The sequence below is a fragment of the Chryseobacterium tagetis genome (assembly GCF_016735585.2).
GTDB classification, from domain to species: domain Bacteria; phylum Bacteroidota; class Bacteroidia; order Flavobacteriales; family Weeksellaceae; genus Chryseobacterium; species Chryseobacterium tagetis.
This window is the reverse complement of sequence record NZ_JAERSE020000002.1, coordinates 646,790-668,543: the sequence shown is the minus strand read 5'-3', so window position 1 is coordinate 668,543 and position 21,754 is coordinate 646,790. Positions and strand designations below refer to the sequence as shown.

Genomic DNA, 21,754 nt, shown 5'->3' with positions numbered 1-21,754 from the left:
TTAAAATTTGTTTTTAAAATCATTGAACGGAACTTCATAGAAACATCTTTTTCCGTTAGGAAGAAACTCCGGGAAGCCCAATGCTGTAAAATCTTTGATAAGCTGTTCCGCATCTTTTTTATAAATAAAATCAAAACGGGATTTGGACTGCATTTTATTCCATTGATTCTGATAAGAGTGCATAAATTCTTCTTCTGTTCTATATTCCAGAATATCAAAAAGATTTTCCAGAAACTTCATCACCTGAGTTTCTTTCAATCCTTCAGGAACGGCATCTATTCGCAAAACATTTTCATGAGCAATACTCGTTTCAAACCCAAGCTCGGGAAGGAATTTTTTGATGGATTTATATTTATTTTTCTCAATTTCATTCATATGATATTCTAAAGAGAAAAGTAATGAGTGGCCAGCAGAAGATCCTCTTTTTTCAGATTTATTATGCTCTGAAACCGTTAATCTATGCATTCTTCCCAAATCCAGCATCAATGTTCTATCTCCTTTGTTGAACAGCCAGTATCCGTTCGGCAACCTCATCAGATCTTCGTCAAAGTCTTCATCTTCAAACAGATTGATTTTTGAAGGTTCTGCAGCGATATTCTGATGGTACATTTCTGCCAGATTCTGGATTTCAGCCTGCTTCATCATCACTCCTCTTTCTTCCAAAAACGGATTGTAATCTTTGTCTACAATAATCTCCGGCATTTTAATAAACCCGCTTCCTCCTATATTGTTACTTTTACTTGGAAAAGTTTTTTGCAGTATTTCATCAAGTTGCGGATCTTTCTCAAAATCAAGACTTGGAGCTACATTATAAATACCCAGTGATCTTTTAATGGTTGAACGCAATAAAGCGAAGATAAGATGTTCATCTTCAAATTTCACCTCTGTTTTCTGAGGGTGGATATTAACATCTATTTTCTCCGGATCAAGTTCTAAAAAGAGGAAAAATGTAGGAACATATCCTGGTAAAAGCAATCCGTCAAATGCTTCCTGAACCGCTTTATTGAAATATGGACTTTTAAAGTATCTTCCGTTGACAAAAAGAAATTGTTCACCCCTTGTTTTTTTAGCGCCTTCCGGTTTTGCAACAAAGCCGTGAAGTTTGCACCAGATAATATCTTCTTTAATTGGAATTAATTGTGGCTGCAGCTTTCTTCCGAAAATATCCACAATACGCTGCATCTGGCTTCCTTTTCTCAGTCTGAAAACGGCTTCATCATCGTGGAATAAAGAGAATTCCAACCCTTCATGAGCCAAAGCAACTCTTTGAAATTCGTCGATGACGTGTCTGAATTCAATATTATTGTTTTTCAGGAACTTTCTTCTTGCCGGAACGTTGTAAAATAAGTTTTTAACTAAAAAATTAGACCCATCCGCAGTTTGTATAGGATCCTGAAACTGGAAAACACCTCCTTCAATGTAAATATTTGTTCCGATGGTTGCATCTTTCTGCTTGGTTCTTAATTCAACCTGAGAAACGGCTGCAATGGAAGCCAAAGCTTCACCTCTGAAACCTTTGGTGGCAATTTTAAAAATATCTTCCGTTCCTTTAATCTTTGAGGTGGCATGTCTTTCAAAAGCCATTCTTGCATCGGTTTCAGACATCCCTTTTCCGTCATCAACCACCTGAATTAGGTTTTTTCCTGCATCTCTTATAATCAATTCTACTTTAGTGGAGTCTGCATCTATCGCGTTTTCCAAAAGTTCTTTCACAATAGACGCCGGTCGCTGCACGACTTCTCCTGCTGCAATCTGATTGGCTACATGATCCGGTAAAAGCTGAATAATATCTGACATAAAAAACGTAAAATCAACTTACAAAAATAAGTAATGAAAACGGGAATAAAAACTTTCTCCCCACGAATTAATTTTTAATTATTAACATATCAACAACCTAGCCATCTTCACACCTTGGTCAAAATGGCAATAGCACTACGTTTTTCTTAAAAAACACAATCCCCTAATCGCATATACAATTAGAGGATTGATTCACAGCTAGTTTACACAAATTAATACTGAAGTATTTTTATTTTTATCGCTAATCTTCAAATACAAGTTTCCTTTTTTCTTTTCTTTTCGGAATTCCGTGTATTTTATCATATAAGTAGGCTAAAAGATTAGGTCTTTTATAGATTTTTGAATATCTGTATTTTGTATTAAAATGTCTTATATGGATTTTATAAGCATCATACCCAATCACAAAAAGGAGGCATAAACTTATCACATAAAACACTCTAAATTCCAGATAATAATACGTAAGTCCGGAAAATACAGCCCCTAGAACATACGCCAGCATAATACTCATCAATAGTTTAGCCCTTGCAATTAATTCCGCATTCTTTCTGTATTTTTTCTGGGTAAACATCGAGAACAAAATACCAAGGTCAGTCGTTGTTCCGGTAAGGTGGGTTGTTTTTACGGAGAAATTGGAAATACTTGCCGTTAAACCATTCTGAAGCCCGGTCGCAAAAAGCATTAAAGCAACCAAATATTCTGTTTCTGCCAATGTTTTCTGATAAAAAAGTTGGCCGTAGATTCCTACAAACAGTAAACATATTATTTCTAAAATAATTGGCATTGAGTGAGCAAAATATTTATTCTTTTTATTAAAATTAATAACAATAAAGTTAGACAGAAAGCTTCCAAAGAAAAACAGAAAGATCCATCCTCCAACTGCTGCTACCTGCGTCCAGTTTCCTTTACTTATTTCTGCTGCCAAAATAGCATAGTGCCCCGTCACATTCGAGGTAAATGAGAGAAATATCAATAGAGAAGCTATGTTTATAGTTCCCGCCGTAAAGGCAGTCAGCGTTCCCAGTCTTATGTTATCTCCCAACGTTCTGCTGTTACTATAATTTCTTAACATTTTTTATTTTTTTAGAGAATTAGAGTTATGCGAAAATCTCAGCGAGTCTTCCTCTTTCGGGAAGTCTTTCGTGGATTTCAATTTCAACTTCATGAGACTGAATATTTTTACATTTTTTGATATAAGGAACAAGATCAAATTTTCCTTTTCCTTTGCTTTTTATTGATGTGCTATAGTAAGCTTCTTCAATATGTTCTGCTTTTATATAATTATCGAAGGTTCTCTGGAAACTTCCGGTAAAAACGTCACAGATGATCTTTTCTATCAGATGCGGATATTTATTTTTGATGATCTCGTAAGCATAATTAAACTCTTGTGGTTTAATTTTATTAAAAATAGTGCTTTTTGTAGTAAAGAGAAGATCACGAATAGAATCACCCATATCATACCCAGAAACCAAGAAAACAGTATACTGGTTCGGATCTTCAGAAGCGTTTTTTTCTTTAAGAACTTCCTTTAATATATTTAGAGACTCAAGAGAATAATCTGTCGCTATTAAAATTGTTTTAGTCATATCTTAAGATTTAGTGTTGTATTATCTTATTTTGATGATACAAAACTAGAATGACCAAATTAGAAGCTCTTTGGAATAGAATTAAAATGTCATTAAAGAGATTAGAATGAGATTAGAAAATTGTTAAGGCTTATTAATATTGGTAATCTTAGGCCTGCTTTTCTTCAGCAAGAACGCTGTAAAAATTAGGAAAACGAAGCTGCACTGTAGTTCCCTGGTTCTCGTGCGAGCTTACAATCAGCTCACCATTGTGCATTCTTACGATGTTTCTCGCCAAAGGAAGCCCGATTCCGTATCCCTCGTAGTTTTTTGTATTGGAGGCACGGAAAAAAGGATCGTAAATTTTATTCATTTCTTCTTCAGGAATACCTATCCCATTGTCTTTTACAATGATATAAACATCAGCATCTGTTGCTCCTAAAGAGACTTTAACCTGCTGAAAATTAGAATATTTACAACCATTCTGAATAATATTCGTAACAGCAAGATGAAGCAACTGTTCATTCCCCTGAACTTTCAGTTTTTTCGGATTATCCGGCAACATACTGATATCCAGAAAAATATTGTTTCTCGAATCAATTCTTCGCAAAGTTTCAATCACATCCCAAAGTAACTGATCAATTCTTACCTTATCCATCTTTTGAACCTTTCCATCAAAACCGGTTTGGGCAATCATCAGCAAAGCTTTGATTTTTTTATCCAATTTTTCAGCTTCATCTAAAATAATTCCTAACGTTTCTTTGTATTCCTCATTGGTTCTGGAAATAGAAAGCGCAACATCGGCTTCTCCCATAATGGAGGTTAAAGGTGTTCTCAGCTCGTGGGAAACATTTCCAATCAGGTGATTTTGAGTTTCGAAAGAAGTTTCGATACGGTTGAGCATATCATTAAAAGTATCGACCAACTCATTCAATTCTTTATTGTCAGGCTGAGATTCAAGACGTAAATGAAGATTTTCTGAACTTATTTCTTTTACTTTTCCTGTAATTTTTAAAATTGGCCTGAACAAGGTTTTTGATAGATAAAAAGAGAAAATCATACTGAAAAATAATGACAGCACAACACATGTGATCAAGGTTCGTTTCAGGAATCCTAAATAATAAACGACATAATGATTTTTGGCAGAAGCTATCGCAATATAATCTTTATCATCGTGTCTAAAGGATTTCCCAATATAATAAAATTCTTTATCATTATAATTGGATTCCCCGTTTTTCGCAATATTCTTGAAAAAATAATCGGGAATATGAACTTCATGAGATATTTTTTTAAAGTTGGAATCCGTAGGAATCGCAAAAACATAATCACGCTCCATTGGAAGCTCTTCATCATTCATGCTATTTAAAACATAATTTTCAGGAAGATCGAGATCATCTTTACCTTTTTCAATCTGAACAATGGTTGTTGCCCGGATCTTTAGCAATTCATAAAACCTCTGATGGGAAAAGTTGACAATCGAAAAATAAACCAATCCACTGAACAGCAATATGATGGCGGTAAAAACCAACATCAAAAGCACCATCGTTTTAGTCTGATTTGTAACAACTTTATTAAACTCCATTATGCTTTTTTCAATACGTAGCCCATTCCTATCACCGTATGAATCAATTTATTTTCTTCCTGATTATCTAATTTTTTTCTTAAATAATTCACGTAAACATCCACAACATTAGTTCCCAGTTCATAATTAACGCCCCAAACAGCTTCCAGTACTTCTGTTCTTGAGATAACCTTTTCAGGATTCCGTAAGAAATACATCAATAATTTATACTCCGTTGAAGTAAGTGAAATTTCCTCTCCTCCACGCATCACTTTCTTTGTATAGTCATTCAAAATCAAATCTGAAAACTGGAAAACATGTTCATTATCAACTTCAGGCTCTATAATTTCTTGTGTACTCCCATTATTACTTCGTCTCAGCAGAGACTTCACACGAGCCACTAACTCAATGAATTTAAATGGTTTAACTAAATAATCATCTCCTCCACTTTCCAGCCCAAGAACTATATTTTCAGAAGTTCCCAATGCCGTCAGAAATAAAATAGGAACATGCTGATTCGTTTTTCTGATTTCCTTACAAACATCCAACCCGTTCATTTCTGGCAACATAATATCAAGAACCACCAGATCGAAATCGTTTGCCTGCACCAATTGTACACCGGTACGCCCGTCAAAAGCCACAGAAACTTCATACCCGTTTTCCTGCAATCCCTTTTTTATAAAGGAGACCACACTCGTTTCATCTTCGATCAGGATTATTTTTTTCATTGAAATAAGGAATTAGACAAAAATAGAAAATTTATTTGGGAGTGAGAGGAAGTAGGAAGATGGGCGATGGAGGTTTACAATTATTGCGCAAAAGGTTTATTTATAAATTCGCTTCATTGTTTTTTCTGCCAACAATAATTTTTAATGAATTGATTTTAATATTTGTAAAAACATTGAGAATAATACTACATTTGTCTTTCATAAAAATGATGATAAATAATTTCAGGTTAAATTGTAAATACTATGAATGATTTTTTAATAGGTATCGGAAAAAGATTAAAAGACATTAGAAAAAAAAATAATTTAACCATCAACGAACTGGCTTTCAGAGCTAATGTAAGCAACGGGCTTGTTTCCAGAATTGAAAACGGAAGAACCATTCCTTCTCTTCCTGTCTTACTGGAGCTGATTCAGTCTTTGGATATTGATGCAAGTTTCTTTTTTGAAGGCGTTGAAAAAAAATCCAATTCCAAATTCATTCATTTGCCTAAAGAAAATCAACAGGTTATCGAAAAAGAAGTAGAAGCTGAAGGCTTCAAATATATGCATATTTTCAGTAAAAGCTTGCACTCACTGGGATTTGAAGCGGTTTTATTAACTCTTGAACCGAATTCAAAAAGGGAAAAAGTAATTACTGACGCCTGGGAATTCAAATATATTCTAAAAGGAGAAGTAAAATATATTATTGATAATGAAGAAGTGATCCTAAAAGAAGGTGATTCTTTATATTTTAACGGAAAATTCCCACACGTTCCGGTAAGCATCAGCAACGAAAGCTGTGTGATGTTGGTTCTTTATTTTTATACAGCATAAATTTATCCTAAGTAAACTTTTCGCCCTTTTTTATCTCTTTTTTTCATGAGATTAAACCTTCATTTTTTATATTTTAACTTCAAAAGTTTACAAATATTCAACTTTTGCTTTTTTTAAATTGATTAAAATTAACACAGATTTAATCAACAATTGCTCTATTTCATCAAAATATTTTCCAGGAAGCCATTCTGGATCATACTCCTAAAACCTTATCCAACAAGCATTAAAGCCACATTTACAGCATTCTTTTATAAAAATTAAAATATTTTGAAAGTTAAAAACAGTTCATAAATCCCATTAATTTCTTAATTAATACTTAACACAGAAATATTACATATATTAAAATTATTAAGTTGATTTGCATAAAAATTTTAATATTTGTAAAAATGAAAACAAATTTAGAGAATTTACTTATTCTTGTTTTTGTCTGTTGCATCACATTTATTTCAGCACAGAAGCAATCTATTATAGGAACTGTACTTGACGACAGCCAACCTCTTCCGGGAGCCTCCATTAAAATCAAAGAAACTTCCAGAAATACCACCACAGATATTGATGGAAAATTTACCATTAATGATATCAAAGAAGGCCAATACAATCTACAGATCAATTATATCGGATATGAACCAACCAATATTGAGGTAGATGTAAAATCCGGACAGACTATCGATTTAGGAATTTTAAAATTATCTCAAAAGCAAAAGAACATCGACGAAGTTGTTGTAACAGGAACATTGAGAAATACTGAGGCAAAAGCTTTAAATCTTCAAAAAAATGCTATCAATATCTCCAATGTCATCGCTTCAGACGGAATTGGAAAATTACCTGACAGAAATGCAGCAGAAACAGTACAGAGAGTTCAGGGTGTTTCCATAGAAAGAGACCAGGGAGAAGGAAGATTCGTTTCTTTAAGAGGACTTCCTCCATTCTGGGCATCAACAACGATCAACGGAAACCGACTTCCAACGGCAGAAGAGGAAACCACTTCCAGAGCAACTGCATTCGACTTTTTCCCGACAGAACTTATCTCTTATGTTCATGTCAACAAATCCTTTACTCCCGATATGGAAGCTGATGGAATCGGTGGTGGCGTGAATTTTATCACGAAAACTCCACCTATGAAAACGGAATTTAAAGCAACCTTAGGAAGCGGCTATAATGCCAAAGCCGACAAAGGAGTCTACAATATCGGATTATTATATGGAGGAAGAACTAAAGATAAGAAGTTCGGCTACTTATTCAATTTTGCTCATTTCATCAGAAACTGGTCAACAGATAATTTCGAGGCAAGAAGAAGTGGAGACGAAGGAGTTTTCAGACTAGAGTTACGCGATTATAACGGGGTTAGGAAAACAACAGGAATCAATACTGCTTTTGAATATGTTTTGTCACCGAAGAGTACATTGTATCTAAAAGGAATGTACGGAACGCTTTCTGACGATGAAACTCATTATAAACACAGAATCAGATTCGATAAATTCAGTTCAGCAAACAACACAGCAAGAGTTGAATTACAAAACATTCACAATCTTTTGATTACAGAGTTAACTTCTGTTTCATTAGGAGGAATCCATAATTTAAATAAAGGAAAAATCGACTGGGATCTCTCCTACTATGACAACCGGTTCAAATATGGGAATATTCCTGATAAAGCGAACAATTCCTATTATGTAATTAAATACACACAATCCGGAGTTGGAATCAATCCTGATTATATTTCAGACAGAGGAAACGGACCAAGAGCTTATTGGGCAGCAGACGGAGGGAAGTTAGATTATAAAAATGCAGATCAGTTATTTGGTTTTTATAGTGATCCGAACTTCAAAATGGACGCTTCACAGATGAGATTTACCGATCTTGAGTTTTATAAAGTTTTCGTAGAAGAAAAAGATAAGATCGTTGCAGCATTCAATCATGAAATTAACGCTTCGGACAAACTGACTTTAAAATATGGTTTTAAATACCGTGATAAAGAAAGAAACGCAAGATTTTCAGATATTTTCTACACCTGGGCAAATGGAACCGCTCCTCTTTTATCGGACATGTCACAATACATCACAACTCAGGCAAACGGACCAAAATATCTGAGTGAAATGAATGCCCATATCGGAAATACATTCGGACCGGTTTTATCAACAGGAGGAATGGATCAATTCTGGTTTCAAAACAATGGAAGCTTAAAGATAAACACTGCCGATTCTGAAGCTCTGGAATACAACAAAGCATTGGGAAGAAACTTTGATGTTTTCGAAAAACATGCCGACGCATACGGAATGGGAACATATAAACTGAATGACAAAATTACGGTTTTAGGAGGGATCAGATTATCAAACACACATACCAATGTGAAAGGCTATAATGTCATTGATGATGTTCTGACACCTGTTGAAAATACTAAAAACTACCTTGCCGTTTTACCGATGATTCATGTAAAATATGCATTAAATGATAAAACAAATTTACGTTTTGCAGCTACGAGAACATTCTCAAGACCTAATTTCGGAGATTTAACTCCTGGTGGAACTTACATAGAAGCAGATAATGAATTCAAAGGAGGAAATCCTAATCTGAACCCAACCTATTCTTTAAACTTTGATCTGATGGGAGAATATTATTTCTCAAACGTCGGGATTTTAAGTGGCGGTGTTTTCTATAAATCGATTACAGATCCGATTTTCCAGGATTCTTTTATCGGGAATTATAATGGAATGAGCGGAGTGCAATTTACCGCTCCAAACAACGGAAAAGCAGCTTGGCTAGGCGGTTTAGAACTAGGAATCAACAGAAGATTTGACTTTTTACCGGGTTTCCTGCAATACTTCGGAACGCAGCTGAATGCCACTTTCATGGATTCTAAAATGGAAAAACCCAGCGGAAGAACCGTTAAACTTCCTTACCAGGCGAAAGAATTATACAACATCCAGCTTTTCTTCGAGAAAAAAGGATTTAATGCAAGATTGGCCTACAACTACAAAGGGAAATATGCAATCGAATATGCTGAAGAAGACTTAAATGATTCATACTATGGAAAATACGCGAGTCTGGATTTCGGAGGTTCTTATCAGTTCACCAAACATTTAATGCTGTATACCGATGTAAATAACATCCTGAACAAACCTTTGATCTATCATTTCGGAAAAGATGGAACACGCCCGGAACAGGTTGAATATTATGGAGTACGATGCAACCTTGGAATTAAATTTAACTTCTAAAAATGGCACAATCCATCAACAAAAAAACATTAGTAACACTGAAGGCGGCATTCGCTGCTTTTGGTGTCTACTTTTGCATGTATGGTTTCAGAAAGCCTTTTACAGTGTCTTCTTTTGAAAACCTCTCCTATTTCGGAGTTGATTATAAAATTTTAATCATTATTGCTCAGGCGGTAGGATATTTTATTTCAAAATTTATCGGAATAAAGTTTATTTCAGAACTGAAACCGGAAAAAAGAATTTTCTATTTATTCACTTTTATTGTAATAGCAGAATTAGCTTTATTAGGATTTGCAATCGTTCCTGCTCCTTACAATATTGCTTTTATGTTTATTAATGGTATTCCTTTGGGAATGATCTGGGGAATTGTTTTCTCCTATATTGAAGGCAGAAAAACCACAGAAATCATCGGACTATTCTTGTGCTCCAGTTTTGTTGTTTCTTCAGGATTCACAAAATCTGTCGGGAAATTTTTAATGGACACTTTCAATATTTCAGAATTCTGGATGCCTTTTTCAGCCGGATTAGTTTTTATTGTCCCTTTATTACTTTTCGGATTTTTACTGGAAAGAATTCCTAAACCCTCGGAAGAAGATATTTTACTGAAGAATAAAAGACAGCCTTTGAATAAAAGCGAAAGAAAAGAATTGATCAAACAATTCTTTATTCCGATCCTTTGTATTGTTTTATTGTATGTAAGCTTAACAATTTTAAGAGATTTCAGAGATAATTTCAACCGGGAAATCTGGGACGGTTTACATTACCAATTTGATTCTTCTATTTTCACGTTAACAGAAATCCCGATTGCAGTGATGGTTCTGCTGATTTTAAGCGGCATGGTAAAAGTCAAAAACAATAAAAAAGCTTTTAAATACTACCATTACATTCTTTTCGCAGGAATTCTTACGGTTGGCTTTTCAACCTATTTATTCCAAAATGGAGTAATTTCTCCGTTTTTTTGGATGGTCTTGTCCGGTTTCGGGATGTATATATGCTATATTCCTTTCAACGGAATTTATTTTGACCGGATGATTGCCGCTTTTGAAATCAAAGGAAATGTAGGATTTTTGATTTACGTAGTCGATTCATTCGGGTATTTAGGAAGTGTTTTAATTCTTCTTTATAAAAACTTCGGCTCAGCAAAAACCTCATGGCTCAATTTTTATATCCATCTGAATTACATCATCGTAGCCATTGTTTTAATTACTTCGGTTATTGCTTTTTTATCTTTCAGGAAAAGAGCAAGGCCGAACTCTAATATCAATTCAGAATCTAATCAGTACATCAATTTCGATACGTCGAAAATTTAAATTTATAGTAAATGACAACAAAATTTGATTTAATCGTTGTGGGAGGCGGAATTCTTGGGACATTCCATGCTTATCATGCGTTGAAGAAAAATCTAAAAGTAGCTTTGCTGGAAAGAAATTCTGTTCCACAGGGCGCGACAGTGAGAAATTTCGGGCAGGTCGTTCCTTCCGGAATGGATTTAAAATGGCAGAATTTCGGACGAGAAAGTCTGGAAATATATAATGATCTACATACTCAGGCAGATTTAACCATAAGAAAAAACGGTTCCGTATATATCGCTTCCAACGATGAAGAACTGCAGTTGATTGAAGAACTTTCTGAAATCAATAAAAATAACGGTTACGAATCAATTCTTTTATCCAAAAGCGAATGTATTCAAAAATATGACGGGCTTCGCTCAGAATATTGCAAAGGCGGTCTATTCTTTCCCCAAGAATTATCTGTGGATTCTGCAGACATGATTGTAAAGCTTCACCAACTCTTACAGGATAAATTTGGATTACAGATTTTCTATAATACAACAGTTGTTGAAACCAATGAGGATGATAAAAAATGTATCGCAGTCTCCTCAGAAGGAACGGAATTTCATGCTTCAAAACTGATTATCTGTGGAGGACATGAATTCAAAACTCTATATCCTAAAGTTTTCAATGAAAGTGATCTGGAAGTAAGTAAACTGCAGATGCTTCAGACAAAGCCACAGGGAATTTATTCTTTACAGGGAAATATCTTAACGGGACTTTCCATCAGAAGATACGAATCGTTCAGCGAATGTGCTTCCTTCCAGAAAATCAAAGAACTGGAAGATAAAAATTCATTTGAAAAAAAATTCGGAATTCATATTTTATTCAAACAGGCTTTAGATGGTTCTGTTATTTTGGGAGATTCCCACGAATATGCAGATGCCAGAAACGCCGATGATTTAGGCTTTGATCTGAACATGGAAATCGATGAGTTCATGATTAATGAAGCAAAAAAAATCATTGATCTGCCTACTTATGAAATTCAAAGACGTTGGTTTGGCGTGTATTCTCAATGCAAATCGAAGGATATTTTCGAACACAATCCTTCCCCGAATATCCACATTATTACAGGAATCGGAGGAAAAGGAATGACGGGAAGCGGAGGCTTTTCAAAATTTAATATCGATAAAATCTACGCATAAAATTAGAATGAAGAATATAGAATTATTAGTTCTGGATATGGCCGGAACTACGATAGATGAAGACAATATGGTATACAAAACAGTGATGAACTCTGTGAATGATTACGGCTACAACGTTACTTTAGACAAGGTTTTATCAGTCTGCGCAGGAATGGAGAAACTGGAAGCCATCACAACTTTATTAAAGGAAATCGGAGGAAATAAAGAAGATGCCCCAACAATTTTTGAACATTTTTCCGGTCAGTTAAAAGAAGCTTATCAAAATCTGGACGTGAAGCCCATCAATGGAGTAGAAAACTTCCTTTTACAGATGAGATCCAAAAATAAAAAGGTGGTTTTAAACACAGGGTACACTTCTGAAATTGCACAGCAGCTTTTAGATAAATTAAACTGGAAGGAAAACATTCATTTTGATGCTTTAATTACTGCCGATGATGTTTCTGAAAGCCGGCCAAGTCCGGAAATGATTCTGCTGGCAATGAAAAAGTTTAATATTAGTAAACCTGAAGTTGTTTTAAAAGCAGGAGATTCCGTTATCGATATTGAAGAAGGAAAAAATGCAGGATGTGGTTTGACGATTGCCGTTTTATCCGGTGCTCAAAGCCAGTCTGAGCTCAAAAAATCTCATCCCGATTATATTTTCAACAGTATTTCTGAGGCTGAAGCTATTATTTACTAATTCTTTCAAATCCAGCAGCTTATTCAGCCTCACTTTTCTTATTGTTAAATTATTCATTAATTAACTTTAAGTTCAAACAAGTTTACAAATAGTAAATTAATTTTACAAATGTTAAAAATAATATTACTAATTGTAAACTTTTTCTTTTCTCAAACTATTTATTTTTATGAAAACAAAACTATTTTCAATCGCTGTACTGGTGAGCTGTTCATTCATTGCTCAGACCAAAAAAGTTCTTTTTATCGGTATTGATGGCTGCAGACAGGAGGTAATGATGTCTTCCAATACTCCAAACATCCACAACCTGATTAACCAATCTATTTATTCTCTGGACGGACTTTGTGCCGCAACAACCTGGAGCGGAAATGGCTGGAGCACAATGTTAACAGGAACATGGCACACCAAGCACAATGTGCAGGACAATAATTTTACAAGCCCCAACTTTACAAGTTATCCAGACTTTATGTCAAGAGCGGAAGCCTACAATCCAAACTTAAAAACCATTTCTCTGGTACATTGGTCTCCGATTAATGATATTATTGTTCAGAATGCCGATGTTCAGACAAATTTCGGAACAGATTTAGCCGTAAAAAATGCAGCAGTAAATGCTTTACAAAATGACAATCCGGATATCCTGTTTGTAGATTTTGATGATGTGGATCATGCAGGACATTCTTATGGTTTTAATTCCAATACTTCTCAATATGTTTCTGCCATGGAAACTACGGATAATTATATCGGGCAGATTGTTGCCGCCATGAAAAACAGACCTACTTATAACAATGAAAACTGGCTGGTTGTCTTAACAACAGATCACGGCGCGACAGATACTTCTCATGGTGGCGGAAATCTTTCAGAGAGAAATATATTCACTGTTTATTCAAATCCTACTTTTACGCCTCAACAGATCAGTAAAACGACATTAGAATTGAATAAAACGTTCAATCAATTGAACTTTCCGGCAGGAACTTACGCAAAACCGGCTAATCAGAATGCATTCAATTTCGGAGCAACTCAGGATTTTACAATTGAATTTTGGGTAAAGCCCAATGCCAATTATTCCAGCGATCCTGTGATGATCAGTAATAAAAACTGGGCAAACGGTAAAAATAAAGGATTTCTGATCTCAGGATATTCCGGACAGACTTATAAGATGAATATTGGAGACGGAACCAACAGAATTGATCTGGTAGGAGGAAAGGCCGAAACAGGAAAATGGAAACATATTGCGGTAAGCTTCGACAGAGACGGGCTTGTAACAATGTACGAAGATGGAGTTCCTGTTACTTTTGCAAAAATGAATACCATTGGAGACATTAATTCTTCACTTCCTTTCACAATCAATCAGGACGGAACAAATGTCTACGGACAAAATCTTGCAGCGTCCTACAGAGACATCAGAGTCTGGAAATCTGCACTTCCGAATGATGTGATTGTTAACTGGGCCAATCAGGATATTACCTCTTCCCATCCTTTTTACAGTCAGTTGGTCGCCAACTGGAAATGCGATGAAGCTTCTGGAAATATATTAACAGATTCCAGCCCGAATGCAAACAATGTTACCATTACAGGAAGCCCTACCCGAGATCTGAATATGGTAAATACCTTTAAAATATTAAATTACCTTTCAACAACAAGGGAAACAGATCACTTCCCGACTGTTTTGAACTGGATGTGTATTCCCGTTCCTTCAGCTTGGGGAATTGACGGAGTAAACAGAATTCCGGTTTGTAATGATGCTGTTTTATCTGCAAAAGAAAACGAAACTTCCACCAACGATTTCAAAGTATATCCCAATCCGGCGAGTCAGGAAATTACGATTCAGCTGCACTCTGAAGAAAAAGAATTGAAAATGGATGTTTTTGATGCTAAAGGATCTGTTGTTTTATCTAAAAAGATCAACCCCGGAAGTGGAAATTACAACGAAAAAATCAATATTGAAAACCTTACCAATGGTGTTTACTTTATGAAAATCAGCGGAAGTAAAAAGTCTTTAACTAAAGCTTTCATTAAAAAATAATTACTGCATAGCTTTAATTATAACACGTACTTAGATTTAAATTTGATATTAGAACAAAGCTTAACTGCGGCGTTCTAATATCTTTTTTATAAAAAAAAGACTATAATTAATTTTTAAATTACAAATAAAACCAAATATGTTTTTAGAATTATTTTTTGTGACGCAAAGAATTTATTTTAAAACTATATTATTTAAAGTGAGCAAAGACTAATCAACAAGTTGATTTGATGAAGCTGTATTTTCAGGTTTTGCGAAGCAAATTTATTTGCCTTTGTCTTCTAGAAAGTATAAATGGGTAATAAAATCTTTGCGTTAAAACAACATCCACGATACTTTCACAGTTCAATTTATTAATTAAAAACAAAAAGCACACTGAAAAAATCAGCATGCTTCCTCTTTAACAAAATTGAAATATATCTAAAAATCAAGTTTCAACAACATTTTTGTATCAGCTCTCTCATAAGGAGAATCTATTACCGGAATATGTTGAAAACCTAACTTTTCATAGAGTCTGATCGCCGGAACAAGCGAAGAATTGGTTTCAAGAAAAACTTCTTTCGCCTTGAGTTCTTTTGCTTTATCAATCAGTTCCTGACCGATTAGATAACCAATCTTTTTTCCTTGTGATTTCGGACTTACCGCCATTTTTGCCAATTCGAAAATCAGTGGTTCAGCAGAAGTTTTTATCAGCGCACAGGTTCCTACTACCTCATCATTTAGAAGCGCAAACACAATGTGCCCGCCTTTATTGATGATATAATCTTCCGGATTGTCAAGCATTTTGTAGTCGCTTGCTTCCATTTTAAAAAACTTACTGATCCATTCTTCATTTAAATCTCTGAAACTTTGCTGATATTTCGGTTCATAATCAACAATTTTCACTTCATTATTATTATCGTTCATCGCTTTATATGTATTTTAAATTCTGTTTTTAATCATTTTTCCCAGTTTTTCCAGATCACTTTCCACACGATCTGTCCATTCCAAAGCATAATTTAAACGAAGACAGTTCTGATACTGATTGTACTGCGAAAACATTCTTCCGGGTGCAAAGTTGATCTTCTGACTAAAGGCTTCATCATACAGATCTTCCGTACAGATTCTTTTATCCAACTCAAGCCATAGCATAAATCCTCCTTTAGGATCAGAAACCTTCGTATTATCCGGAAAATACGCCGCAACCGATTTCTGGATCTGAAGATAATTAGAATACAATTTCTTCCTGAACATTCTCAAATGGTGATCGTAACGGCCATGTTCCAGAAAATCTGCAATCACATCGGAATACAAAGACGGGCTACAAACAGTCTGTACCAGCTTCTGACGAATAATTTTATCTTTGAATTTTCCGGGAGCAACCCATCCAATCCTGTAACCAGGAGCTAAAACTTTGGTCACAGAGCCAATCCACATCACCAAGCCGGCTTCATCATAATATTTGCACGGTTTAGGCCTTTCTGCTCCAAAATAAACGTTTCCGTAGATATCATCTTCAATCAAAGGAACATTGTATTCTGTAATTAGTCTTACCAGTTCTTTTTTACTTTCATCCGGCATCTGAAAACCTAAAGGATTATTGAAATTGGTAACAAAACAACAGGCAGATAATTTAGGAAGTGCTTTCTTCAATTCATCCAGATCAACTCCATGAATAGGGTGCGTAGGAATTTCAACAGCTTTTAATCCCAATAGTTCTATCGCCTGCAAAATCCCGAAATATACAGGACTTTCTACCGCCACTGAATCTCCGGGTTTTGTTACTGCCATAAGGCAATTATATACAGCATTCATCGCTCCAGATGTTATGACTAAATCATCTTCCGTAATTTTCCCTTCTAAAACGATTGCCCATTTCGCAATTTCACGGCGAAGATGCTCACTTCCTTGAACCGGTTCATAATCTGTTCCACTGTCATTTTTACGTTTGATGACATTGACCATCGACTTTTTCAGTTTAGCCAATGGGAGAAAACTTTTTCCCGGAATTCCTAAAGCAAACTGGGTAACATCTGTTCCAGCAATCGTTCCGAAAACCTTATCGATAAGATCTTCTGGAGCTTTTTGTGTTTCCGAAACCTTCATCTTTGCAATGGAAGGAAGTGCCAGTTTTCTTTGTGAAGTCTGACTTACAAAATAACCGTATTTCGGGCGCGATTCTACCAGAGAATGACTTTCAAGCTCCATATAGGCCTGTTTTACGGTATTCAGGCTTACATTATATAATTTTTGGGCACTCCTCAAAGAAGGAAGCCTATCTCCAAACTGTAATGTCTCACTTGTAATCTGCTCTGTAACAGATTTTGCGATTTTAAGGTATAGAGCATCTTTAGCCATACAAATCCATTTGAGTAAATTTACGATTTTAAGAAGTTCCTTTAACCATTCAGCCAATCAACCATCCTTTGAATATTATATTTCAATTCTTCCGGATCTGTAAAATTTTCTGAGTTATTCCTTTTACAATAATTTTTAGCTTTTGTCTTAAAATCGTCTTTTTCATTCATTGTCATATCTGAATTTTCGTAAATCTTAAAGTCAATCTGATTCTCTTTATTAATAACGAGACTAGCAAATGCTACAATTCCCTTTCCTTTCTTAACCAAAAGAAAAGGAATTCCAAAATTTTCATTAACTGCATTCAAATTGAATTTCTGAAGAAAAAGGTTTTTCAGTTCTAAAATATCCGAGGCATAGACTTCAGCATAGTGAAGCCGATCCTGATGTTGAAGAGTCGTTTCCATACTACTTGCTTTACTTCAGCAAAGTTATAGAGTATTCGGAATGAGATACAGATACAGAAGTTTGTATTTTTATGGGTACAGATTGTTGTAAAGAGGTAAAAAAGAGTGAAACCCGATTGAGAAGAATTGAGATTGAAAAGGTATAAAAACAAAAAACCCTCCGTAAAAAATACAGAGGGTTTTAGTACCCCGGGCGGGACTTGAACCCGCACGCCAAAAGAGGCACAGGATTTTAAGTCCTGCGTGTCTACCAGTTCCACCACCAGGGCATGGCGTGGAGCGAAAAACGGGATTCGAACCCGCGACCCCAACCTTGGCAAGGTTGTGCTCTACCAGCTGAGCTATTTTCGCAAAACTGTGCGGATGAAGGGACTCGAACCCCCACGCCTCTCGGCACCAGATCCTAAGTCTGGCGTGGCTACCAATTACACCACATCCGCGTTGTTTATTAATGAAAACTTATTTGTAAAGAACTTGTTTCGTTTTTCCGTTTTCAGTGGTGCAAAGATAGGATAAATTCTTTTATCTCCAAACTTTTCACGAAAAAAAATTAAAATTTTTACATTTTTTTTCTCCTGTACCCTTTATTACGATTGATTTTCTTACTTTTACCGTGTTAATAATTACGATATGGAATTACAAGGAACGGTAAAGAAAATATTTGACGCTCAGACATTTGCAAGCGGCTTCCAAAAGAGAGAAATGGTTATTTTAACTCAGGAACAGTACCCGCAGCCAATAAACATAGAATTTTTGTCTGATAAGATCGGTTTATTGGATAATCTGAAAGAAGGAGAGAATGTAAAGGTGGGAATCAACATCAGAGGAAGAGAATGGGTTTCACCTCAAGGAGAAACAAAATACTTCAACTCTATTACAGGCTGGAGAGTAGAAAAAGTTTTTGATAATGGTTCTGAACCTACACAAGCTGCACCTTCACAATCTGCATCTCCTGTTTCTAACGAAAATCCTTTCGCCGGAGACGATGATGATGATTTACCTTTTTAATTAGAAGATAATACTGAAAAATATTAATCCTGCTTTTTAAGTGGGATTTTTTTTCCTGAATATGATTCGATTAGACGAAAATGAGATTTCTTTTCCCGACCCTGAAATCTATGATGGGCATGAGGGGATTATTGCTTTCGGTGGCGATTTGTCAATAGAACGGATCTGGTTTGCTTATCAGCTGGGTATTTTTCCTTGGTATAATCCGGAGGAAGAAATTCTTTGGTGGTGTCCTGATCCGAGATTTGTTTTGTTTCCTGATGAACTGAAGGTTTCAAAATCCATGAGAAAAATATTGAGCCGGGAGGTTTTTACATTTTCAGAAAATCAGAATTTCAGAGAAGTTATCAAAAATTGCCAGGAAGTCAGCCGAAGAGGACAAACCGGAACATGGCTTTCGGATGAACTGATGGAAACTTTTATTCAACTGCATGAATATGGACTGGCAAAAAGTATTGAAGTCTGGCAAAACAGTGAATTAGTCGGTGGATTTTACGGTCTTCAAATTGGGAATGTTTTCTGTGGCGAAAGTATGTTTGCTAAAGTAAGCAATGCTTCCAAAGCCGGATTTATTCATTTTATCGAAACCAATAAAAATTTAGAACTAATTGATTGTCAATCCCACACCGAACATCTTGAAAGTCTGGGCGCGAAAATGATTCCTAAAAAAGAGTTTTTAAAAATTTTACACCAAAACAATGAACGCAGATAAAGAAAAATGGATCCTTCTGGGTGTACTCAGTATTATCTGGGGATCTTCTTTTATTTTGATCAAAAAATCTTTAGAACATTTCAGCCCGTATCAAGTCGGAGCTTTAAGGGTTTTGATAGCCGGAATTATTTTAATGCCTATTGCAATCTCAAAATATAAGCTGTTCCCGAAAAAACATTTAAAATGGCTGATTCTGGCTGCCTTTACAGGAAATTTCATCCCCATGTTTTTATTTCCTATTGCAGAGACAGAAGTAAGCAGCAGTATTGCAGGAATCATTAATTCTATGATGCCTATTTTCGTGATTATTGTCGGAGCTCTGGTCTGGAAATTTGAAACTACCAAGCAACAGATTTTTGGAACTTTAATTAGCTTTACAGGTGTCTGTTTACTGGCTTTTGGCGGAGACGGTGAAGGAGGAAAATTTAAGCTGATTCCCATTTTACTGTTATTACTGGCGACTTTATGCTATGCCATGAGTACCACAACGGTAAAATCTAAACTTATGGAAGTTTCTTCCACGGTTTTATCTGCTTTTGTATTCTCTTTTGTATTGTTTTTCCCATCCATTATTGCCTTGACTTTTACAGGGTTCTTTTCAACCTTTAGCTTTGACGAAAACAATTTAACGGGATTGATGTTCGTAAGTTTATTATCCATCTTCGGAACCGGGTTGGCCATGATGATGAATTACCGCCTTTTGAAAGTATCTACCCCATTATTTGCCTCTACGGTTACCTTACTGATGCCGATTGTGGCGATTATCTGGGGATTTTTAGATGGCGAAAAATTAAGTGTAATGCAATTTGTGGGCGCTGGAATTATTATCGCCGGATTGATCTTTTTAAGGACAAAACCAAACCTTATAAAAAAATAAATCCTGCATCTCTGCAGGATTTTTTATTTGGTCTGTCATTTCAATAAAAGAAAAATCTCTAAAATAGATTCTTCACTTCATTCCATTTCGTTCAAAATGAAAAGTTGTTAGATTCATTTCTAGCCTTCAGAATTTTTCTTCTTCTTCACTTTAGCCTTAGCTTTTTTCACTTCATCTTTAATGAACGGATATTTTTTCTGCATATCTGTCACCAAAGACGGATCCAGCTCAAGTGCATCCTGAAGAGATATACTTCCTTTTTCAGGATCTTTAAGATTGAAATAACAGTTGCTTAACTGATAATACAATTCTGCTCTATGGTGCGCTTTCAATGCCTTGTTCAAAACAACGATCGCTTCTTCATATTCACCCAAAAGCATTAATACTTCTGAATAGGCATACCAATTGTAAAATCTTGAAGGCTCTGCATCTACCAGTTTTTTCAGGCAGTAAAGACTTTCTTCAAACTTCCCGGAATCGATAAATAAAAATGCCAGTCTTTTCTGATAGTCAAGATTATTTTCATTCAGATGGGTTGCCTCTTTTGCGAAATACAATGCTTCAGTCATTCCGCCCATTTCTTCATACAAATAAGACTGCTCCATCATAGCAAGATAGAACTGCGGATCTTCTCTCAATGATTTCTGGAAAGAATTCAGCGCCATTATCGGCTGCTTCATCGCTTTGTAGCAAAGTCCTATTTTATAGAATGTAAATGCTTTTGTATATTCCAACTCCAACATTTCTTCATAGACTTCTATGGCTTTTTTGTATTGTCCTAAAGCTTCATAACAAGCCGCTTTATTGGCATAGACTCCAACAGAACTTGAATTGATCGCCAATAAATAATCATACCCTTTTATGGCTTCTTCATAGTTTTTTCTGTTGAAGTAAAACTGTCCGTACTCGAACCAAGCAACTTCTGAATAGGCAAATTCATCCAGATATTCATTCAGGAAAGCGATTGCTTCTTCATTCTTATTCAAATCGGCAAAGCAGACCATACAGTTTTCTAATGAATATTCATCTGTAGGATCTTCTTTAAGAGCCTTTCTGTAATGTTTAAGGGCGTTAAAAGGATCACCTAGATTCACATATTCATCTGCAATAAAGTTGTGAAGGAAGTTTTCTTCTTCTTTCAGTTCCAATGCTTTTTTACAAATATCAATAGATCTTCTAGGGTTTCCTAAATTCGAATAATACTTGGCATAGCAAACCAAAAAGTCTGTGTTTTCCATAGAAGATCCCTTCAACTCATCAATAAGCTCCTTTGCCGTATTATATTCTTCCCATTCCAATAGAATCTCAAGTTTTTTGATCTTGATATCTAAAGAATTAGGGTGAAGCTTCAACCCATAATTCACTGCTGTATCTGCATAATTAAAGTCTCCAAGCTCCAAATAGTAAACAATAATATCTTCTAACTCTTCTGTATCAAAGTAGAATTCATCATTGTTTTCCATCATTTCCTCGAACTTTTTTACAAGTTCATTTCCAAAATATTCTTCCAATACTCCTGTCATTAGTCGGCCAATGTTTGAATATTCTTACAAACCTCGACAAACTTT

Annotated in this window: 18 protein-coding genes and 3 tRNA genes; 9 read left to right on the top strand and 12 right to left on the bottom strand. The window is 35.3% G+C overall.

The window, feature by feature from the left end; translation table 11 throughout:
- The 5 genes from mutL to JI747_RS08490 all read right to left on the bottom strand — a co-directional run bounded on the left by mutL (position 1) and on the right by JI747_RS08490 (position 5,648).
- Positions 1 to 1,797: a DNA mismatch repair endonuclease MutL gene (gene mutL, locus JI747_RS08510; RefSeq protein ID WP_225687737.1), complete on the bottom strand. Its 1,797-nt coding sequence runs from the start codon at positions 1,795 to 1,797 to the stop codon at positions 1 to 3.
- Positions 1,798 to 2,038: 241 nt separating this feature from the next.
- Positions 2,039 to 2,866 (bottom strand): YoaK family protein, encoded by an 828-nt coding sequence (locus JI747_RS08505; protein WP_225687735.1) that lies wholly within the window; start codon positions 2,864 to 2,866, stop codon positions 2,039 to 2,041.
- A 25-nt stretch (positions 2,867 to 2,891) separates the two neighbouring features.
- Positions 2,892 to 3,380, bottom strand: coding sequence for a hypothetical protein (locus JI747_RS08500; protein ID WP_225687733.1), 489 nt, complete (start codon positions 3,378 to 3,380; stop codon positions 2,892 to 2,894).
- A gap of 148 nt (positions 3,381 to 3,528) precedes the next feature.
- On the bottom strand, positions 3,529 to 4,941 hold the full coding sequence (locus tag JI747_RS08495; RefSeq protein WP_225687731.1) for a sensor histidine kinase: 1,413 nt from the start codon (positions 4,939 to 4,941) through the stop codon (positions 3,529 to 3,531).
- The gene (locus JI747_RS08490) at positions 4,941 to 5,648 is read right to left on the bottom strand and encodes a response regulator transcription factor (RefSeq protein ID WP_225687729.1); all 708 of its coding nucleotides are present in this window, start codon (positions 5,646 to 5,648) and stop codon (positions 4,941 to 4,943) included. The genes JI747_RS08495 and JI747_RS08490 overlap by 1 nt, the downstream gene beginning before the upstream one ends.
- Before the next feature lie 243 nt (positions 5,649 to 5,891).
- Here JI747_RS08490 and JI747_RS08485 point away from each other — a divergent pair, with 243 nt between their 5' ends.
- From JI747_RS08485 to JI747_RS08460, 6 genes are all read left to right on the top strand, one after another.
- Positions 5,892 to 6,461 carry a helix-turn-helix domain-containing protein gene (locus JI747_RS08485; RefSeq protein WP_225687727.1) on the top strand — a complete coding sequence of 190 codons (570 nt, stop codon included), beginning with the start codon at positions 5,892 to 5,894 and terminating at the stop codon, positions 6,459 to 6,461.
- Between the two features lie 386 nt (positions 6,462 to 6,847).
- Complete coding sequence (locus JI747_RS08480; protein ID WP_225687725.1) at positions 6,848 to 9,673, top strand: TonB-dependent receptor; 2,826 nt, start codon at positions 6,848 to 6,850, stop codon at positions 9,671 to 9,673.
- A gap of 2 nt (positions 9,674 to 9,675) precedes the next feature.
- Complete coding sequence (locus JI747_RS08475; protein WP_225687723.1) at positions 9,676 to 10,983, top strand: DUF5690 family protein; 1,308 nt, start codon at positions 9,676 to 9,678, stop codon at positions 10,981 to 10,983.
- A gap of 11 nt (positions 10,984 to 10,994) precedes the next feature.
- Positions 10,995 to 12,149, top strand: coding sequence for a TIGR03364 family FAD-dependent oxidoreductase (locus tag JI747_RS08470; protein WP_225687721.1), 1,155 nt, complete (start codon positions 10,995 to 10,997; stop codon positions 12,147 to 12,149).
- Between the two features lie 7 nt (positions 12,150 to 12,156).
- A complete protein-coding gene (locus JI747_RS08465) occupies positions 12,157 to 12,828 on the top strand; it encodes an HAD-IA family hydrolase (protein WP_225687720.1) in 672 nt (223 codons plus the stop codon).
- A gap of 166 nt (positions 12,829 to 12,994) precedes the next feature.
- Positions 12,995 to 14,848 (top strand): alkaline phosphatase family protein, encoded by a 1,854-nt coding sequence (locus JI747_RS08460; RefSeq protein WP_225687719.1) that lies wholly within the window; start codon positions 12,995 to 12,997, stop codon positions 14,846 to 14,848.
- A gap of 417 nt (positions 14,849 to 15,265) precedes the next feature.
- On the opposite strand, the gene JI747_RS08455 is transcribed toward JI747_RS08460, so the two are convergent.
- From JI747_RS08455 to JI747_RS08430, 6 genes are all read right to left on the bottom strand, one after another.
- On the bottom strand, positions 15,266 to 15,751 hold the full coding sequence (locus JI747_RS08455) for a GNAT family N-acetyltransferase (RefSeq protein ID WP_225687718.1): 486 nt from the start codon (positions 15,749 to 15,751) through the stop codon (positions 15,266 to 15,268).
- Between the two features lie 15 nt (positions 15,752 to 15,766).
- Positions 15,767 to 17,182: an aminotransferase-like domain-containing protein gene (locus JI747_RS08450; protein WP_225687717.1), complete on the bottom strand. Its 1,416-nt coding sequence runs from the start codon at positions 17,180 to 17,182 to the stop codon at positions 15,767 to 15,769.
- 41 nt (positions 17,183 to 17,223) lie between these two features.
- Complete coding sequence (locus JI747_RS08445) at positions 17,224 to 17,589, bottom strand: hypothetical protein (protein WP_225687716.1); 366 nt, start codon at positions 17,587 to 17,589, stop codon at positions 17,224 to 17,226.
- Between the two features lie 185 nt (positions 17,590 to 17,774).
- Positions 17,775 to 17,858 (bottom strand) — tRNA-Leu (locus JI747_RS08440).
- A 6-nt stretch (positions 17,859 to 17,864) separates the two neighbouring features.
- Positions 17,865 to 17,940: transfer RNA gene (locus JI747_RS08435), tRNA-Gly, on the bottom strand.
- A 7-nt stretch (positions 17,941 to 17,947) separates the two neighbouring features.
- Positions 17,948 to 18,029, bottom strand: a tRNA-Leu gene (locus JI747_RS08430).
- A gap of 190 nt (positions 18,030 to 18,219) precedes the next feature.
- Here JI747_RS08430 and JI747_RS08425 point away from each other — a divergent pair.
- The 3 genes from JI747_RS08425 to JI747_RS08415 all read left to right on the top strand — a co-directional run bounded on the left by JI747_RS08425 (position 18,220) and on the right by JI747_RS08415 (position 20,186).
- The gene (locus JI747_RS08425; RefSeq protein WP_225687715.1) at positions 18,220 to 18,597 is read left to right on the top strand and encodes a DUF3127 domain-containing protein; all 378 of its coding nucleotides are present in this window, start codon (positions 18,220 to 18,222) and stop codon (positions 18,595 to 18,597) included.
- A gap of 61 nt (positions 18,598 to 18,658) precedes the next feature.
- Positions 18,659 to 19,309 (top strand): leucyl/phenylalanyl-tRNA--protein transferase, encoded by a 651-nt coding sequence (gene aat / locus JI747_RS08420; protein WP_225687714.1) that lies wholly within the window; start codon positions 18,659 to 18,661, stop codon positions 19,307 to 19,309.
- Entirely contained in the window at positions 19,296 to 20,186 is an 891-nt protein-coding gene (locus JI747_RS08415) for a DMT family transporter (protein ID WP_225687712.1), read from the top strand. Before aat ends, JI747_RS08415 begins: the two co-directional genes overlap by 14 nt.
- Positions 20,187 to 20,305: 119 nt before the next feature.
- On the opposite strand, the gene JI747_RS08410 is transcribed toward JI747_RS08415, so the two are convergent.
- Positions 20,306 to 21,697: a tetratricopeptide repeat protein gene (locus JI747_RS08410; protein WP_225688241.1), complete on the bottom strand. Its 1,392-nt coding sequence runs from the start codon at positions 21,695 to 21,697 to the stop codon at positions 20,306 to 20,308.
- Positions 21,698 to 21,754 lie beyond the last annotated feature (57 nt).

Bases quoted from the DNA above. Each gene is read 5' to 3' on its own strand.
- JI747_RS08475 (WP_225687723.1), top strand. From the start codon at position 9,676: ATGGCACAATCCATCAACAAAAAAACATTAGTAACACTGAAGGCGGCA.
- JI747_RS08480 (WP_225687725.1), top strand. From the start codon at position 6,848: ATGAAAACAAATTTAGAGAATTTACTTATTCTTGTTTTTGTCTGTTGC.
- JI747_RS08505 (WP_225687735.1), bottom strand. From the start codon at position 2,866: ATGTTAAGAAATTATAGTAACAGCAGAACGTTGGGAGATAACATAAGA.
- JI747_RS08490 (WP_225687729.1), bottom strand. From the start codon at position 5,648: ATGAAAAAAATAATCCTGATCGAAGATGAAACGAGTGTGGTCTCCTTT.
- JI747_RS08485 (WP_225687727.1), top strand. From the start codon at position 5,892: ATGAATGATTTTTTAATAGGTATCGGAAAAAGATTAAAAGACATTAGA.
- JI747_RS08445 (WP_225687716.1), bottom strand. From the start codon at position 17,589: ATGGAAACGACTCTTCAACATCAGGATCGGCTTCACTATGCTGAAGTC.
- JI747_RS08460 (WP_225687719.1), top strand. From the start codon at position 12,995: ATGAAAACAAAACTATTTTCAATCGCTGTACTGGTGAGCTGTTCATTC.
- JI747_RS08415 (WP_225687712.1), top strand. From the start codon at position 19,296: ATGAACGCAGATAAAGAAAAATGGATCCTTCTGGGTGTACTCAGTATT.
- JI747_RS08465 (WP_225687720.1), top strand. From the start codon at position 12,157: ATGAAGAATATAGAATTATTAGTTCTGGATATGGCCGGAACTACGATA.
- JI747_RS08500 (WP_225687733.1), bottom strand. From the start codon at position 3,380: ATGACTAAAACAATTTTAATAGCGACAGATTATTCTCTTGAGTCTCTA.
- JI747_RS08455 (WP_225687718.1), bottom strand. From the start codon at position 15,751: ATGAACGATAATAATAATGAAGTGAAAATTGTTGATTATGAACCGAAA.
- aat (WP_225687714.1), top strand. From the start codon at position 18,659: ATGATTCGATTAGACGAAAATGAGATTTCTTTTCCCGACCCTGAAATC.
- mutL (WP_225687737.1), bottom strand. From the start codon at position 1,797: ATGTCAGATATTATTCAGCTTTTACCGGATCATGTAGCCAATCAGATT.
- JI747_RS08470 (WP_225687721.1), top strand. From the start codon at position 10,995: ATGACAACAAAATTTGATTTAATCGTTGTGGGAGGCGGAATTCTTGGG.
- JI747_RS08425 (WP_225687715.1), top strand. From the start codon at position 18,220: ATGGAATTACAAGGAACGGTAAAGAAAATATTTGACGCTCAGACATTT.
- JI747_RS08450 (WP_225687717.1), bottom strand. From the start codon at position 17,182: ATGGCTAAAGATGCTCTATACCTTAAAATCGCAAAATCTGTTACAGAG.
- JI747_RS08495 (WP_225687731.1), bottom strand. From the start codon at position 4,941: ATGGAGTTTAATAAAGTTGTTACAAATCAGACTAAAACGATGGTGCTT.